The organism is Acidobacteriota bacterium, from assembly GCA_035529075.1.
Classification (GTDB): Bacteria; Zixibacteria; MSB-5A5; order GN15; family FEB-12; genus DATKXK01.
Window position 1 is genome coordinate 1 of the sequence record DATKXK010000007.1, and the last position, 15,065, is coordinate 15,065.

At 59.2% G+C, this 15,065-nt stretch carries 14 protein-coding genes and 1 tRNA gene; all 15 read left to right on the forward strand.

Going from position 1 to position 15,065, the window contains the following annotated elements; genetic code table 11:
* On the forward strand, positions 1-157 hold a 157-nt coding region (gene tuf, locus VMY05_02270; GenBank protein HUV29907.1), incomplete at its 5' end, for an elongation factor Tu.
* A gap of 31 nt (positions 158-188) precedes the next feature.
* Positions 189-341, forward strand: a complete 153-nt coding sequence (gene rpmG, locus VMY05_02275; GenBank protein ID HUV29908.1) for a 50S ribosomal protein L33 — start codon at positions 189-191, stop codon at positions 339-341.
* Positions 342-354: 13 nt separating this feature from the next.
* A tRNA-Trp gene (locus VMY05_02280) sits at positions 355-428 on the forward strand.
* A gap of 29 nt (positions 429-457) precedes the next feature.
* Positions 458-643 (forward strand): preprotein translocase subunit SecE, encoded by a 186-nt coding sequence (gene secE / locus VMY05_02285; GenBank protein ID HUV29909.1) that lies wholly within the window; start codon positions 458-460, stop codon positions 641-643.
* Positions 644-653: 10 nt separating this feature from the next.
* On the forward strand, positions 654-1,196 hold the full coding sequence (gene nusG, locus VMY05_02290; GenBank protein HUV29910.1) for a transcription termination/antitermination protein NusG: 543 nt from the start codon (positions 654-656) through the stop codon (positions 1,194-1,196).
* A gap of 36 nt (positions 1,197-1,232) precedes the next feature.
* Positions 1,233-1,655: a 50S ribosomal protein L11 gene (gene rplK, locus VMY05_02295; GenBank protein ID HUV29911.1), complete on the forward strand. Its 423-nt coding sequence runs from the start codon at positions 1,233-1,235 to the stop codon at positions 1,653-1,655.
* A gap of 68 nt (positions 1,656-1,723) precedes the next feature.
* Positions 1,724-2,428, forward strand: a complete 705-nt coding sequence (rplA, locus tag VMY05_02300; GenBank protein ID HUV29912.1) for a 50S ribosomal protein L1 — start codon at positions 1,724-1,726, stop codon at positions 2,426-2,428.
* Between the two features lie 17 nt (positions 2,429-2,445).
* Positions 2,446-2,970 carry a 50S ribosomal protein L10 gene (gene rplJ / locus VMY05_02305; GenBank protein HUV29913.1) on the forward strand — a complete coding sequence of 175 codons (525 nt, stop codon included), beginning with the start codon at positions 2,446-2,448 and terminating at the stop codon, positions 2,968-2,970.
* A gap of 132 nt (positions 2,971-3,102) precedes the next feature.
* Positions 3,103-3,489 (forward strand): 50S ribosomal protein L7/L12, encoded by a 387-nt coding sequence (gene rplL / locus VMY05_02310; protein HUV29914.1) that lies wholly within the window; start codon positions 3,103-3,105, stop codon positions 3,487-3,489.
* Positions 3,490-3,770: 281 nt separating this feature from the next.
* Entirely contained in the window at positions 3,771-7,538 is a 3,768-nt protein-coding gene (gene rpoB / locus VMY05_02315; protein HUV29915.1) for a DNA-directed RNA polymerase subunit beta, read from the forward strand.
* A gap of 71 nt (positions 7,539-7,609) precedes the next feature.
* Positions 7,610-11,704: a DNA-directed RNA polymerase subunit beta' gene (gene rpoC, locus VMY05_02320; protein ID HUV29916.1), complete on the forward strand. Its 4,095-nt coding sequence runs from the start codon at positions 7,610-7,612 to the stop codon at positions 11,702-11,704.
* Positions 11,705-11,777: 73 nt separating this feature from the next.
* Positions 11,778-12,152: a 30S ribosomal protein S12 gene (gene rpsL, locus VMY05_02325; GenBank protein HUV29917.1), complete on the forward strand. Its 375-nt coding sequence runs from the start codon at positions 11,778-11,780 to the stop codon at positions 12,150-12,152.
* A gap of 16 nt (positions 12,153-12,168) precedes the next feature.
* Complete coding sequence (gene rpsG, locus VMY05_02330; protein ID HUV29918.1) at positions 12,169-12,639, forward strand: 30S ribosomal protein S7; 471 nt, start codon at positions 12,169-12,171, stop codon at positions 12,637-12,639.
* Between the two features lie 198 nt (positions 12,640-12,837).
* Positions 12,838-14,919, forward strand: coding sequence for an elongation factor G (fusA, locus tag VMY05_02335; GenBank protein HUV29919.1), 2,082 nt, complete (start codon positions 12,838-12,840; stop codon positions 14,917-14,919).
* Positions 14,920-14,941: 22 nt separating this feature from the next.
* The coding region (locus tag VMY05_02340; GenBank protein HUV29920.1) for a GTP-binding protein at positions 14,942-15,065 on the forward strand (124 nt) is incomplete at its 3' end.

Here is a 15,065-nt window from a genome sequence, read left to right on the forward strand (position 1 = left end):
TTTGCCGGAGGGAGTGGAGATGGTGATGCCGGGTGACAACGTGTCGCTGGACGTGCAGTTAATCACGCCGATCGCGATGGAGAAGGAGCTTCGCTTCGCCATCCGCGAGGGCGGCCGGACGATCGGTGCCGGCGTCATCGCTGAAATTTTGGAGTAAGCGCAAGAGCGAGTGAAAAGGCGGCCTTGAGATGCCCAGAGACAAGATCACGCTGGCCTGTGGTGAGTGCAAGCGGCGCAACTACGATTCGACCAAGAACAAGCGGACCCACCCCGGGCGGGTGGAGTTCCGGAAGTACTGCCCGTTCTGTAACAAGCACACGCCGCACAAGGAGACCAGGTAGAGAATAAACGTGAAGGCCAGTAGCTCCAATCGGTAGAGCGCCGGTCTCCAAAACCGGATGCTGGGGGTTCGAGTCCCTCCTGGCCTGCAAAAGCTCCAGTTTTCAGGCAGGTTGTTTTGCATAAGATCCAAAAGTACCTGAAGGAAATCATGGCCGAGTTGCGGAAAATGACTTGGCCGAACAGGGATGAACTTGTCGGTTCCACAATCGTTACGATGGTCGTGTCAATGATCATTGCGATTTTTGTCGGCATCGTGGACCGAATCCTCACGCTGGGGATTACTTCCATTTTCCGGGGGTGAGAAGTTAGCGATGGCGTTACGCTGGTATGCGGCACATACGTACTCGGGACACGAGCAGAAGGCGAAGATGTATCTTGAATCGGCTATCGCCAATGCCGGTCTGGAGGAGAAGTTCGGACAGGTTCTGGTGCCGACGGAACAGGTGACCGAAATGCGGCAGGGTCGCCGTTCCACCACCACCAAGAAATTCCTGCCCAGCTATATCCTGATCGAGATGGAACTGGACAAGGTGACTCAGAATCTGGTGACCTCGACCCCCGGCATCACGAACTTTGTGGGTTCGGGGGGGAATCCGACGCCGCTGAAGGAGGAGGAGGTTCAGCGCATTGTCGGGCAGATCGATCGCAGCCGGACGGAGGAGGTTTCCGAAGTTCCGTTCCAGGCGGGCGATCCGGTAAAAGTCAACGACGGCCCGTTCCAGGACTTCTCCGGGACCGTCAGCGAAGTGAACATGGAACGGCGCAAAGTCAAGGTAATGGTTTCGATTTTCGGCCGCCCCACGCCGGTGGAACTCGATTTCCTTCAAGTGGAAGTCGAAAAATCCAAGGCTTAGGGCCTCACGGGGATCGCATCGGGAGAGTAAACAGAAGTGGCCAAGAAGGTAGCAGCCGTCATAAAGCTTCAAATCCGCGCCGGTCAGGCCAATCCGGCCCCGCCGGTAGGCCCGGCGCTCGGCCAGCGCGGTGTCAATATCATGGAATTCTGTAAGGCCTTTAACGCCAAGACACAGACCGGCAACGGGATACTCACACCCGTGATTATCACGGTGTACCATGATAAATCGTTCACTTTCGTGACGAAGACACCGCCGGCCTCGACCCTGCTGAAGATGGCGGCAAAGGTGCAGAAAGGCTCGGGTGTCCCCAACAAGGACAAGGTTGGCGCCGTGACGCGGGACCAGGTGCGCGAGATCGCGCAGACCAAGATGCAGGACCTTAACGCGGCGTCGCTGGATCACGCGATGAGCATGGTCGAGGGTACGGCGCGTTCCATGGGGATCGAAATCGTTTAAGAGATGCACAAAGTGATTCGTTAGAACCTCGGCGGCCCGCGGGCCGCTGGCAGGGAGAACCAGAACGTATGAAACGCTCGAAGCAGTACAAGGCCTACCGTGACAAGTTGGATCGGGCGCGCCGTCATCCCGTCGCGGAGGCGGTCAAGATCCTGAAAGAAAGTCACTACGCCAAGTTCAATGAGTCAGTAGAAATCGCGGTCCGGCTGGGAGTCAATCCCAAGCACGCCGACCAGATGGTCCGCGGCACGGTGGCTCTTCCCCACGGTGCCGGTAAGGCGGTCCGGGTGGCGGTTTTCGCGCAGTCAGAGAAGGCGACGGAAGCGACCGAGGCGGGCGCCGATTTCGTCGGTGCCGACGACCTGGCCGAGAAGATTAAGGGCGGCTGGACGGATTTCGACGTTGCCGTGGCCACGCCGGACATGATGCGTCACGTCGGCAAGCTGGGCAAGATCCTCGGTCCTCGCGGTTTGATGCCGAACCCCAAAACCGGCACGGTTACCATGGACCTGGCCAAGACCATCAAGGAGCTTAAGGCCGGGCGAATTGAGTTCCGGGTCGATCGCCAGGCGAACGTTGCCAGCGCCATCGGCAGGCTGTCGTTTACGGAAGATCAGATAGTCGAAAACGTGCACGCTTTTGTCGACGCCATTGTGCGGGCCAAGCCGGCGGCGGCCAAGGGTACCTACCTGCTCGGAGTTTCGATCTGCTCGTCGATGAGCCCGGGCTTAAAACTGGACCACCAGGAACTGGTGGCCGCGACCAAGCGGTAAGTGGAAAGGGAATAAGCATGCCGAAGCCGGAAAAAGTTGAAGCGGTCGCGGATATTCGAAAGCTCTTCGAGGAATGTGGCTCGTATTTCATTACCGACTACCAGGGACTCAACGTAGCGGACATTACGGTACTGCGGAAGAACCTGCGTGAGAATAACGTGCGCTTTCTGGTGGCCAAGAACACGTTGCTGCGTCTGGCCGCGAAGGATGCCGGTCAGTCCGGTCTTGACGACTACTTCGCGGGGCCGACAGCCGTGGCCTTCGCCGCCGATGACCCCTCGGTGGCGGCCAAAATCCTGTATGATTCTTACAAGACCAGGGAGCTACCCCGGGTTAAGGCGTTCGTGGTGGAGGACCAGTTGCACGGTGCGGACGAGATCACGCGTCTGGCTTCCCTTCCCCCGAGAGAGGTCCTCCTGTCACAGCTCGTGGCTGCGGTCGAATCTCCTTTCACCAGCCTGGTGGCGGCCCTCGATGCCGTCTTCCACGAGTTGATGGGGACGATTGACGCCCTGGCTCAAAAGAGAACGGATGAAGGATGATAGAATGCTGAGACGTTACGGGTCTGCGCCTCGCCCACGCTTCTAGGTGGCTTCGTCTCGCCATCTGGGATCGAGGTAACCCCGAAAGACAGGTGTTAACAACGAAATGCTGATGAAGACGAGGTAATAATCGTGGCAAAGGCAGCGATTGACGAAATTGTTGAGAAGATTTCCAATCTGAACGCGATGGAACTGGCCGATCTTTCCAAGGAGATTCAAGAGAAGTTCGGTGTGACGGCCGCCGCGCCGGTGGTCATGGGTGGCGCGGTGGCAGCCGCGGGCGCCGCCGCTGAAGCGGTCGAGGAACAGACCGAGTTCGACGTGGTCCTTAACGGCGCTGGTGACAAGAAGATACAGGTCATCAAAGTGGTGCGTCAGCTCACGTCGCTGGGTCTCAAGGAGGCAAAGGACCTGGTTGACGGTGCTCCGGCAAAGGTGAAGGAAGGTGTCTCCAAGGATGAGGCCGAAGCGGCCAAAGCCAAGCTCGAAGAGGTTGGCGCGCTGGTCGAGGTCAAGTAGATTCTGAAGCCTATGTGGCCGGGAACTATCCCGTTCCCGGTCGGTTACATACCGTTGAGGAAGGACGACAAAGATTTTTCCCATTGTCTGTTTATATCGTTGGTGAATTGACTGCGGCTAATAACTCCCGATGGCGCTTGCGCGGGGAGTAAATGAAATAGATGACAGGATCACCACTGGTTTGTCACAATTTATTGCATTCTGGATCGCGGGCGCCGGTCGCGACAGCGTATTGTTGCGCCCGGCAGGTTCCGTCTTGGTGTTAGGAGGATAGTGTTTTGGTGGAGGCACGTACTATCGCGAGGAAATCATACGGGTCACTTCAGGATGCCTGCGAAATGCCGAATTTTCTGGAGGTACAGCTCAAGTCTTACCATGATTTTCTCCAGTTGAACATACCGCCGGAAAAGCGGAAGATCTCGGGACTCCATCAGATCTTCACTGATATCTTCCCCGTAACTGACATTCACGAGAATTTCTCCCTGGAGTATGTCAGTTATCATCTCGGCCCCACCCGGTACAGCATCGACGAGTGCCGGGAACGCAACATGACCTTTGCCTCGCCCTTGAAGGTGACCATGCGGCTGATCAGCCGCAAGGGGGAGGAAGGCCACAAGGAAGTCAAGGATATCATCGAGCAGGACGTGTACCTCGGGGAGCTGCCGCTGGTGACGGAGTGGGGTACGTTCGTCATTCACGGCGCCGAGCGCGTGATCGTCAGCCAGCTGCACCGCAGCCCCGGCGTCTTTTTTGACGAAACGATTCACCCCAACGGCAAGAAACTCTTCTCCGCGCGCGTGATACCCTACCGGGGCAGTTGGGTGGAGTTCGCTCTGGATCTTCACGACGTCATGTGGGTGTACATCGACTCGAAGCGCAAAGTGCCGATCACGACACTGCTGCGCGCCATCGGCTATTCGACTGACGAGGATCTGGCCGACCTGTTGTACAAAGTCGGGAAGTTCTCGCTGGCCGGCAAGAAGCCGGCCGACCATGAAGGGTCGTTCGTCGGTGAGACGGTGGTCGACAAGGAAACCGGCGAGTTGCTCTACGGCGTCGGCGAACCCATGACCGAAACGGTGATTGACCGGCTCAAGGAGAACGGCAACCGCTCCGTGCGCGTAATCCTCCCGGAGGCAGGGCGGGAAACCTGGGTAATCCTGAACAGCCTGAAGAAGGATCCCACCAAGTCGCGCGAGGAAGCCCTGGTAAGAATTTACTCCCTGCTCCGCCCCGGCGAACCGCCCACGCTTGAGATGGCCGAGACGCTTCTCGAAAAGCTGTTTTTCAACAGCAAGCGTTACGATCTCGGAGAGGTGGGGCGCTACATGATCAACCAGCGCCTGGGGTTGACCATTCCGCTTGAGAAGACGGTCTTTGACAACACCGACTTTGTTGAGATTACCAAGTACCTGGTGGGCCTTCGCAACGAGAAGGGTTTCACCGATGACATTGACCACCTCGGGAATCGCCGGGCGCGCACGGTCGGAGAGCTGCTCACCAATCTTTTCTCGGTCGGACTCTCCCGCGTCGCCCGAACCATTCGCGAGCGGTTGTCCCTGAAGGACCAGGAGAACGTCACTCCCCAGCTTCTGGTGAACGCCCGTACGGTCTCGTCCGTTGTGGAGAGCTTCTTCGGGTCTTCACAGCTGTCACAGTTTATGGATCAGACCAATCCGCTGTCGGAGCTGACCCACAAGCGGCGTCTTTCAGCCCTGGGTCCGGGCGGCCTGACGCGGGAGCGGGCCGGTTTCGAGGTGCGCGACGTGCATCACACGCACTACGGCCGGATGTGCCCGATCGAGACCCCCGAGGGACCCAATATCGGGCTGATTACTTCCATGGCCACCTTTGCCCGCATCAACAAGTACGGCTTCTTGGAAACGCCGTATCGGAAGGTCATCAAGGGACGGGCCTCCGACGAGATCCAATACCTGTCGGCCGATGAAGAGGACCGGTATCACATCGCTCAGGCCAATGAGCCGCTTGACAAAGACGGTCGCTTCGTTCATGAGAGAATCCTGTGCCGCCGGCGTTCCGACTACCCGCTGGTGTTGCCCGAGGAAGTTGATTTCATGGACGTTTCCCCGAGGCAGATTGTATCGGTGGCCGCTTCTTTGATCCCCTTCCTGGAGCATGACGACGCCAACCGAGCGCTGATGGGTTCGAACATGCAGCGCCAGGCCGTGCCCCTGCTGAAGACCGAGGCGCCGATCATCGGCACCGGCATGGAGCGCAAGACGGTGGTGGACGCCGGGGCGGTGGTGCTGGCCAGGGGTCCGGGAGTCGTGAAGTACGTGGATGCCACCAAGGTGATCATAACGCCTCAAGTAAAGCCGCGGCCGAACCAGCTGGGGTACTTCGAGGATGAAGTGTACCACCTGACGAAATATCGCCGGTCGAACCAGGACACCTGTATCAGTTACCATCCCGTGGTCAGAGAGGGCGCTGCCATCAAGGCCGGTGATACGCTGGCGGACGGTCCGGCGGTCGAGGCCGGTGAACTGGCCCTGGGTAGCAACACGCTGGTTGCGTTCATGCCCTGGCGCGGGTACAACTACGAGGATGCCATTATCCTCTCGGAGCGCCTCGTCCACGAGGACATTTTCACCTCGATACACGTCGAAGAGTACGAATTGCAGGTTCGCGACACCAAGCGCGGCTCGGAGGAAATCACCCGCGAGATCCCGAACGTTTCCGAGGAAGCATTGCTGAATCTGGACGAGCACGGGATTGTGCGCGTCGGCGCCGAGATCGAGGCCGGCGACGTTCTGGTCGGCAAGGTCACCCCCAAGGGGGAAACCGAGCTGTCCCCCGAAGAACGGCTCCTGAGGGCCATCTTCGGCGAGAAAGCCGGTGACGTACGCGATGCGTCCCTGAAGGCGCCGCCCGGCCTGAAGGGTGTGGTTATCAAAACCCGGGTGTTCTCGCGCAAAGAGCGCACGGAAGAGGCCAAGAAACAGGAAAAGACGGAAGTTGCGGCCATCAGAAGGGAATACAGCAAGAAGATATCAGAGATCACCAGGCTGCGCGCCGAGCGCGTCGGGCAGCTGCTCGAAGGGCAGACGTCGCAACTGGTCCGGTCGGCAATCGACAACTCCGTGCTCATAAGAAGCGGCCACAAGTACAAGGCCGAGTTCTTCGTCGATTTCAACTTCGACGAGGCTGTGCCCGCAGAGGGATACTGCTCCGACAGCGCGACCAGCAAGAACGTCCAGAGCATTCTCGACGAGGCGGCGGATCTGATCGCCCGGAAGAAGGCTGAGATGGACATAGAGATCGACAAGGTGCAGCGCGGAGCCGAACTGCCGCCCGGGGTTAAGCAGCTCGTCAAGGTGACTATCGCCATTCGACGCAAGATTGCCGTCGGCGACAAGATGGCGGGCCGGCACGGCAACAAGGGTGTTGTTTCCAAGATCGTGCCCATAGAGGATGTGCCGCGCATGGCCGACGGCACGCCCGTCGACGTCATCCTCAATCCTCTGGGCGTACCCTCGCGAATGAACATTGGGCAGATCCTCGAAACCCACCTCGGCTGGGCGGCCAACGCGCTCGGTGAGCGCATTGCCACCCCGGTTTTTGACGGCGCCACCATTGACGAGATCAAGAAGAAACTGCAGCAGGCCAATCTGCCCGAAGACGGCAAGATTGTGCTGCATGACGGGCGCACCGGGGATCCCTTCGACAGCCCGATTACGGTCGGCTACATCTACATGATGAAGCTGTCGCACCTGGTCGATGACAAGATTCACGCGCGGTCAATCGGCCCGTACTCCCTGGTCACCCAGCAGCCGCTCGGCGGCAAGGCCCAGTTCGGCGGCCAGCGGTTTGGAGAGATGGAGGTCTGGGCGCTGGAGGCGTACGGGGCGGCATACACGCTGCAGGAAATGCTGACCGTCAAATCGGACGATGTGATCGGTCGCAGCCGCGTATACGAGGCTATCGTCAAGGGGGAGAATCCTCCCGAACCCGGTTATCCGGAGGCATTCAACGTGCTGATCAAGGAGCTTCAGGCTCTTGGTCTGGACGTCAAGTTGATTGAGAAATGAGGTGCCGGTAATGGCTTTGACCAGCCGGTTCAGGAGCTTAGCAGATAAAGGAGTGAGCCGTGGCCGATTTCGTGGGTAGAAACCCGGTTCCGCAAAAAAAGCCCTCAGACTTCGCGGCGATTCAGATTCAGATCGCGTCGCCCGATGTTATCCTGTCCTGGTCGTACGGCGAAGTAAGGAAGCCGGAAACGATCAACTACCGCTCCTTCAAGCCGGAGCGTGACGGTCTTTTCTGTGAGCGGATTTTTGGCCCCGTCAAGGACTGGGAGTGCAACTGCGGCAAGTATAAACGCATCCGCTTCCGCGGGATCGTATGTGACCGCTGCGGCGTGGAGGTGACCCAGTCCAAGGTGCGCCGTGAGCGGATGGGGCATATCGAGCTGGCGGTGCCGGTCTCTCATATCTGGTATTTCAAGTCGCTTCCCTCGCGCATCGGGCACATGCTTGACCTGTCGATCCGCGAACTGGAAAAGATCCTCTATTACGAAGCCCACATCATGATCGACCCGGGTAACTCGTCTTACGAAAAGGGCGACGTTATTTCCGAACAGGACTATCAGGAGCTGGAGGAAGCCGGCAAGCAGTTCGATGCCCGCATGGGTGCTGACGCGGTTCGTGAGATGCTCAGGCAGATCGATATCGACGAAATAGTGGCGACGCTGCGCGCCCAGGTCAAGGTGGAAACCTCGGTCCAGCGCAAGAAGGACACGCTCAAAAGGCTGCGTATTTTCGAGTCCTTCCGTCAGTCGCCGAACCGTCCCGAATGGATGATCATGACCGTGGTCCCGGTTATCCCCCCGGATCTCCGGCCGCTGGTTCCGCTCGAGGGCGGACGGTTCGCGACTTCCGATCTGAACGACCTGTACCGTCGCGTCATCAATCGCAACAACCGGCTCAAGAAGCTGATCGACATCCAGGCCCCCGATGTCATCCTCCGCAACGAGAAGCGGATGCTTCAGGAGGCCGTCGACGCCCTTTTGGACAACGGCCGCCGGACCCATTCCGTGCGCGGCGACTCCAAACGGCCGCTCAAGTCCCTCTCTGACCTGCTCAAGGGCAAGCAGGGACGGTTTCGCCAGAACCTGCTCGGCAAGCGCGTCGACTATTCCGGCCGTTCCGTGATCGTGGTCGGCCCGGAACTCAAGCTGCACCAGTGCGGGCTGCCCAAGAACATGGCTCTCGAGCTGTTCAAGCCGTTCATCATTATGAAGCTCGAAGAGAAGGGCTACGTGCAGACGGTCAAATCGGCCAAGAAACTGGTGGAAAAAGAGAAGCCCGAGGTCTGGGATATCCTTGAAGAGATTATCGAAGACCATCCCGTTCTACTGAACCGGGCCCCTACGCTGCACCGCCTGGGCATCCAGGCGTTCTATCCCGTGCTGGTCGAGGGCAAGGCCATCCGCCTGCACCCGCTCGTCTGCGCCGCCTTTAACGCCGACTTCGACGGTGACCAGATGGCGGTGCACGTTCCTCTGTCGTTCGAGGCCCAGCTGGAGGCGCGGGTGCTGATGTTGTCGACCAACAACATCCTGTTACCGTCGTCCGGCCGCCCCATCGCGGTGCCCTCGCAGGACATGGTGTTGGGATGTTACTATCTCACCAAGGTCCGCAAGGGTTCCCGTGGCGAAGGCATGTCGTTCTACAACAGCGACGAGGCCCTGGCGGCTTATGATGCCGGGCACGTGAGCATGCACACCCTGGTCAACGTTCGGATGGACGGCCGCCTGTTCCAGACCACGGCGGGACGTATCCTCTTCAACCACATGGTGCCCAGGGAGGAACCGTATTTTAACGACTTGGCCGACAAGGCTAAGCTGGAAGAACTCGTGGCCAGGTCTTACTGGTTGTATGGCCAGGAGACCACGATTGAGTTCCTTGACCGCCTGAAGTTCGCCGGTTTCGAGCACGCCACCAAGGCGGGTGTGACCGTGTCTATCGATGACCTGGTCATCCCGGAAGAAAAGGACAAAATGATCCAGGCGGCCCGCAAGGAAGTGGCCAAGATTCAGAAGCGCTATGAGCGGGGCGTTATCACCAACGGTGAGAGATACAACCAGGTGATCGACACGTGGACCCGCACCACGACCGAGGTGGCCGAGGTTATGTTCAACAATCTGGCCGCCCAGAACCAGGGTTTCAACCCGGTCTACATGATGGCGGATTCCGGGGCCCGCGGCTCCAAGGAGCAGATCCGGCAGTTAGCCGGGATGCGCGGGCTGATGGCCAAACCGCAGAAGAAGATTACGGGCGGTGTCGGTGAGATCATCGAGACGCCCGTGACCTCCAACTTCCGAGAGGGTCTTTCGGTGCAGGAGTATTTCATCTCTACTCACGGTGCCCGTAAAGGTCTGGCCGACACGGCCCTCAAGACGGCCGACGCCGGCTACCTTACGCGTCGGCTGGTGGACGTCGCCCAGGACGTTATTATCCGCCGGGAGGATTGCGGGACTATTCTCGGCCTCGATGTTTCGGCGCTCAAGGAAGGCGAGGAAGTCATTGAATCCCTGCGCGACCGAATCCTCGGCCGGGTGGCCCTCGAAGACGTCTATGACCCCATCACCGATGAGCCCATCGTCAGGGCGGGTGAGGAAATCAAGGAAGCTGAGGCGGCCACCACTGAGGAAGCCGGTATCGAGACCGTCCGCATTCGATCTGTCCTGACCTGTGAGTCCAATTACGGCGTGTGCGCCAAGTGCTACGGGCGCAACCTGTCCACGATGGGCATGGTCGATATCGGCGAAGCCGTCGGAGTTATTGGCGCCCAGTCTATCGGCGAACCCGGCACCCAGCTGACTCTGCGTACCTTCCATATCGGCGGCATTGCGGCCCGCATCGCCGAGCAATCCCAGGTCGTCTCAAAACATGATGGCCGGATCCACCTGGAGGAGGTCCAGTCGGTGGATCGATCGGACGACACGGTGATGGTGACGAGCCGTGATCTGGTTGGCGAGGCCCATATTATCGATCCCAAGGGCCGCGTTCGCACGCGTCTGAAACTGCCTTACGGCGCCCACCTAGTGGTCAAGGAAGGCCAGGAGGTCAAAAAGGGCGACACCGTCTTTGAATGGGACCCCTACACCGGCCTGATCATGTCCGAGTACCCCGGAAAAGTGCAGTTCAAGGATATCATCAAGGATGTGACGGTCAGGGAGGAGATCGACGACCAGACCGGGCTGATCCAGCTGAAAATCATCGAGCACCGGGACAAAACGCTGTTTCCGACCATTGCAGTCAAGGGGGCCGGGGGGAAGGTCGTGGCCAGCTACCGGATTCCGACCGATGCCCAGCTCCATGTGCAGAAAGGTCAGGAAGTCGTACCCGGCGACGTGCTGGTCAAGATGCCGCGAACCATCTCCCGGTCGCGCGATATCACCGGTGGTCTGCCGCGCGTGGCCGAGCTGTTCGAGGCTCGCCGACCGCATGACCCGGCCGTGATCTCCGAGGTGGACGGCAGCGTCGAGTTCGGCAAGGTGGTCCGCGGCCAGCAGCAGGTTATTGTCCAGGGTGAGCAGGATGAGGTCAAGGAGTACCTCATCCCGCACGGCAAGCACCTCATGGTCCACGATGGCGACTTCGTCCGTGCGGGTGACCGCCTGTGCGAGGGAGCCGTCGATCCTCACGATATCCTTCGCATTCTCGGCGTCTACGCCGTGCAGTCCTACCTGGTGAACGAAATCCAGGAAGTCTACCGGTTGCAGGGAGTGAAGATTAACGATAAACATATCGAGATTATCGTCCGACAAATGCTACAGAAGGTGCAGGTGGACTACCCCGGCGACACCAACTTCCTCGAGGGAGAAAAGGTCGACAAGGCCAAGTTCCTCGATGAAAACAACCGGATTATCGCCGAGGGCGGCGAGCCGGCCACCGCCGAAACGCTGCTGCTTGGCATCACCAGGGCATCACTCTCCACGGAGAGCTTCATTTCGGCCGCCTCGTTCCAGGAGACCACGCGGGTGCTGACCGAGGCCGCCATCTCCGGGAAGACGGACTACCTGCTCGGGCTGAAGGAGAACGTGATCATCGGCCACCTGATCCCGGCCGGCACCGGCATCGAGAAGTACCGCGGTGTTAAGGTACTCTACGATGATGAGGAAGAGATACCGGGAGTGAGTGACGAGAAGGTCGAGACGACGGTGGCGGACATTTTCAAAGAAAACGCTTGACTTTATTATGCGGTTAAGTAAGTTGCGGGTCTATTTTTGGAGCTATATTCTGGTTCGCTGACAGGGAGATGCATTGCCGACCATAAACCAGTTGATACGCAAGGGACGTAAGAGGATCGTCGAGAAGACCAAGGCTCCGGCCATGGGCAGTTGCCCCCAGAAGCGGGGGGTCTGTACGCGGGTGTATACCTCGACGCCGAAAAAGCCGAATTCGGCTCTGCGCAAGGTGGCCCGGGTGCGGCTGACCAACCAGATCGAGGTCACCGCCTACATTCCCGGTGAGGGTCACAACCTGCAGGAGCACTCAATCGTCCTGATCCGGGGTGGTCGCGTCAAGGACCTGCCGGGGGTGCGGTATCACGTCATCCGCGGGACCAAGGATACCGACGGTGTATCCGAGCGGATGCGCGGACGCTCCAAGTACGGCGCTAAGAGGCCGAAACAGTAAAGGTGACAGGAAACGTATGTCTCGTCGAGCACGAGTAATCGGGCACACTCAGGGGTCGGACCATAAGTACGGCGACAGGCTGGTCACGCAGTTCGTCAATTCCCTGATGAAGCGCGGCAAGCGCTCCGTCTCGGAGAGGATTTTCTACTCCGCCCTGGACCTGCTGGAGAAGAAGTCCGGCCAGGCATCGCTCGAGGTCTTTCACAAGGCCATGAGCAACGTACGGCCCGTGCTCGAGGTCCGCTCCCGCCGGGTTGGCGGGGCCACCTATCAGGTGCCGGTCGAGGTTCGGGCCGACCGGCGGACGGCGCTGGCTATACGCTGGGTCATTGCGTACGCCAAGATACGGAACGAGAAGTCAATGGCTGACAAGCTGGCGGCGGAGTTGCTCGCCGCTTCAAATAACGAAGGCGCATCGATCAAGAAGAAGGAGGATACTCACAAGATGGCTGAGGCCAACAAGGCCTTCGCGCACTTTAGACTGTAGTTGACGGCTTACGAGTGTAGCTTCACGGGTCTCGTTTCGAACTTAAGCTCAACGACGAGGATAACGGTTGCGCGTCAAACAAACAATGCCTTGAGAGACTGACGGAACGGTTGTTCGGACCCTGCTGATAGAAGAACTGGGCCTGTCGTTTCTCGCTTGATCACCGTCTTGTTCGTGAGTATCAGTCAGGGATTTTTTATGTCCGCCGAGCCTTCTCTAAAACAGGTAAGAAACATCGGTATTATGGCCCATATCGACGCCGGTAAGACCACCACTACCGAGAGGATGCTGTTTTACACCGGTAAGACGCACCGGATGGGCGAGGTGCACGATGGCTCCGCCACTATGGACTGGATGGAGCAGGAAAAGGAGCGTGGCATTACGATCACTTCCGCCGCGACCACCTGCTTCTGGCGGGACCATACTATCAATATTATCGACACCCCGGGGCACGTCGATTTTACGGTTGAGGTGGAGCGGTCGCTGCGCGTCCTGGACGGCGCGGTGGCCCTTTTCTGCGCCGTCGGCGGCGTCGAGCCCCAGTCCGAAACGGTCTGGCGCCAGGCTGACAAGTACCGAGTCCCCCGGGTGGCCTACGTCAACAAGATGGACCGTGTGGGGGCAAGCTTCGCCAATACCCTCAAGATGATGAACGACAGGTTTGGTGCCAATTGTGTCGCGATTTGCATTCCGGCCGGCGAAGGGGAAATGTTCAGCGGTATCATTGATCTCTTGACGATGAAGTTCCGTGTTTTCCATGAAGAGTCCCAGGGAATGACCTTTGAAGATCTCCCCGTCCCCGATGATATGCTTTCCACCGCCAACGAATATCGTGAGAAGCTCCTGGAAGCCGTGGCGGATATCGACGACCACCTCCTGGAACAGTTTCTGCGCGACGAGACGCTTGACCCGTCCAGCGTACTGGCCGCCGTGCGGCAGGCGACGATCGCTTCGAAGATGGTCCCGGTGCTCTGCGGGTCATCCTTTAAGAACAAGGGCGTCCAGAAACTCCTCGATGCCATTGTCGACTTCCTCCCGTCGCCGCTTGATCGGCCGCCGGTCCTGGGACACGCCATCGACCGCCCCGACAAAATCATGGAACGCAGACCCTCGGTAGAAGATCCCGCGGCGGCCCTGGCCTTCAAGATCGTGACCGATCCCTACGTCGGCCGGCTGACCTACCTGAGGCTTTACTCCGGCGCCATCAGGGCGGGCAGTTACGTGCTCAATCCGAATGCGGGCATCAAGGAGCGCGTTGCCCGGCTGCTGCGCATGCACTCGAATAAGCGGGAGGACATTCGGGTTGCCTACGCCGGTGACATCGTCGCCGCCATCGGCTTTCGTAAGACCACGACCGGTGACACCCTTTGCGATGTGAAGCACCCCGTCCTGCTGGAGCGCATGTCGTTCCCGGAGCCGGTGGTGATGGTGTCGATCGAGCCTAAGACGAAAGCCGACCAGGACAAACTTGCCGACGCTCTGATCAAGCTGTCCGAGGAGGACCCGACCTTCCTGGTGCGTTACGACGAGGAGACCGGGCAGACGATCATAAGCGGTATGGGCGAGTTGCACCTTGAGATCCTCGTCGACCGGCTGCTGAGGGAGTTCGGCGTCGGCGCCAACGTCGGCCGGCCCACCGTTGCCTACAAAGAGGCCCTGACCAAGGAAGTGGAGTGCGAGGGGAAGTTCATTCGCCAGAGCGGCGGCAAGGGCCAGTACGGCCACGTCATGCTGCGTCTCCGGCCTACCCAGGACGGGTCCGATTTCCAGTTCGAGAATAAGCTTGTCGGCGGCAGTGTCCCCCGGGAGTACGTCCCGGCCATCGAGAGAGGTGCCAGGGAGGCGGCCCGGACCGGCGTTCTGGCCGGTTACCCGCTGACCGGAGTTCACTGCGAGGTGTACGACGGCAGTCACCACGAGGTTGACTCCAGCGAAATCGCCTTCAAGGCGGCCGCTTCCAGGGCTTTTCAGGAGGGCGCCCGGAGGGCCGGCCCGATTCTTCTGGAGCCGATTATGGACGTTGAGGTGGTGGTTCCGGAGGCATACATGGGTGCCGTAGTCGGTGACCTTAACTCCCGGCGCGGAAAGATCAACGGCATGGTTCGGCGGGGAGACGTGACGGTTGTCGCGGTAAGCGTCCCGCTCTTCGAGATGTTTGGCTATGCCAACACGCTGCGGAACATCTCCCAGGGACGGGCGGTCTTCACCATGCAGTTTGCTCGCTATTCTCCCGTTCCCAGCGAGGTGTCCAGACAAATGTTGGAAAATGCTACTCTATAACCCCAAAGGAGAGTCGTGAGTGATGGCGAAGGAGAGGTTTGATCGCAGCAAGCCGCATGTGAATGTGGGTACGATTGGTCACGTTGATCATGGGAAGACGACGTTGACGGCGGCGATGACGATGGCGTTATCGAAGCGATACCATC

Excerpts from the sequence above, each read along its gene's own strand:
- rpmG (HUV29908.1), top strand. The coding sequence starts at position 189 with ATGCCCAGAGACAAGATCACGCTGGCCTGTGGTGAGTGCAAGCGGCGC.
- nusG (HUV29910.1), top strand. The coding sequence starts at position 654 with ATGGCGTTACGCTGGTATGCGGCACATACGTACTCGGGACACGAGCAG.
- rplA (HUV29912.1), top strand. The coding sequence starts at position 1,724 with ATGAAACGCTCGAAGCAGTACAAGGCCTACCGTGACAAGTTGGATCGG.
- rplJ (HUV29913.1), top strand. The coding sequence starts at position 2,446 with ATGCCGAAGCCGGAAAAAGTTGAAGCGGTCGCGGATATTCGAAAGCTC.
- rpsG (HUV29918.1), top strand. The coding sequence starts at position 12,169 with ATGTCTCGTCGAGCACGAGTAATCGGGCACACTCAGGGGTCGGACCAT.
- fusA (HUV29919.1), top strand. The coding sequence starts at position 12,838 with ATGTCCGCCGAGCCTTCTCTAAAACAGGTAAGAAACATCGGTATTATG.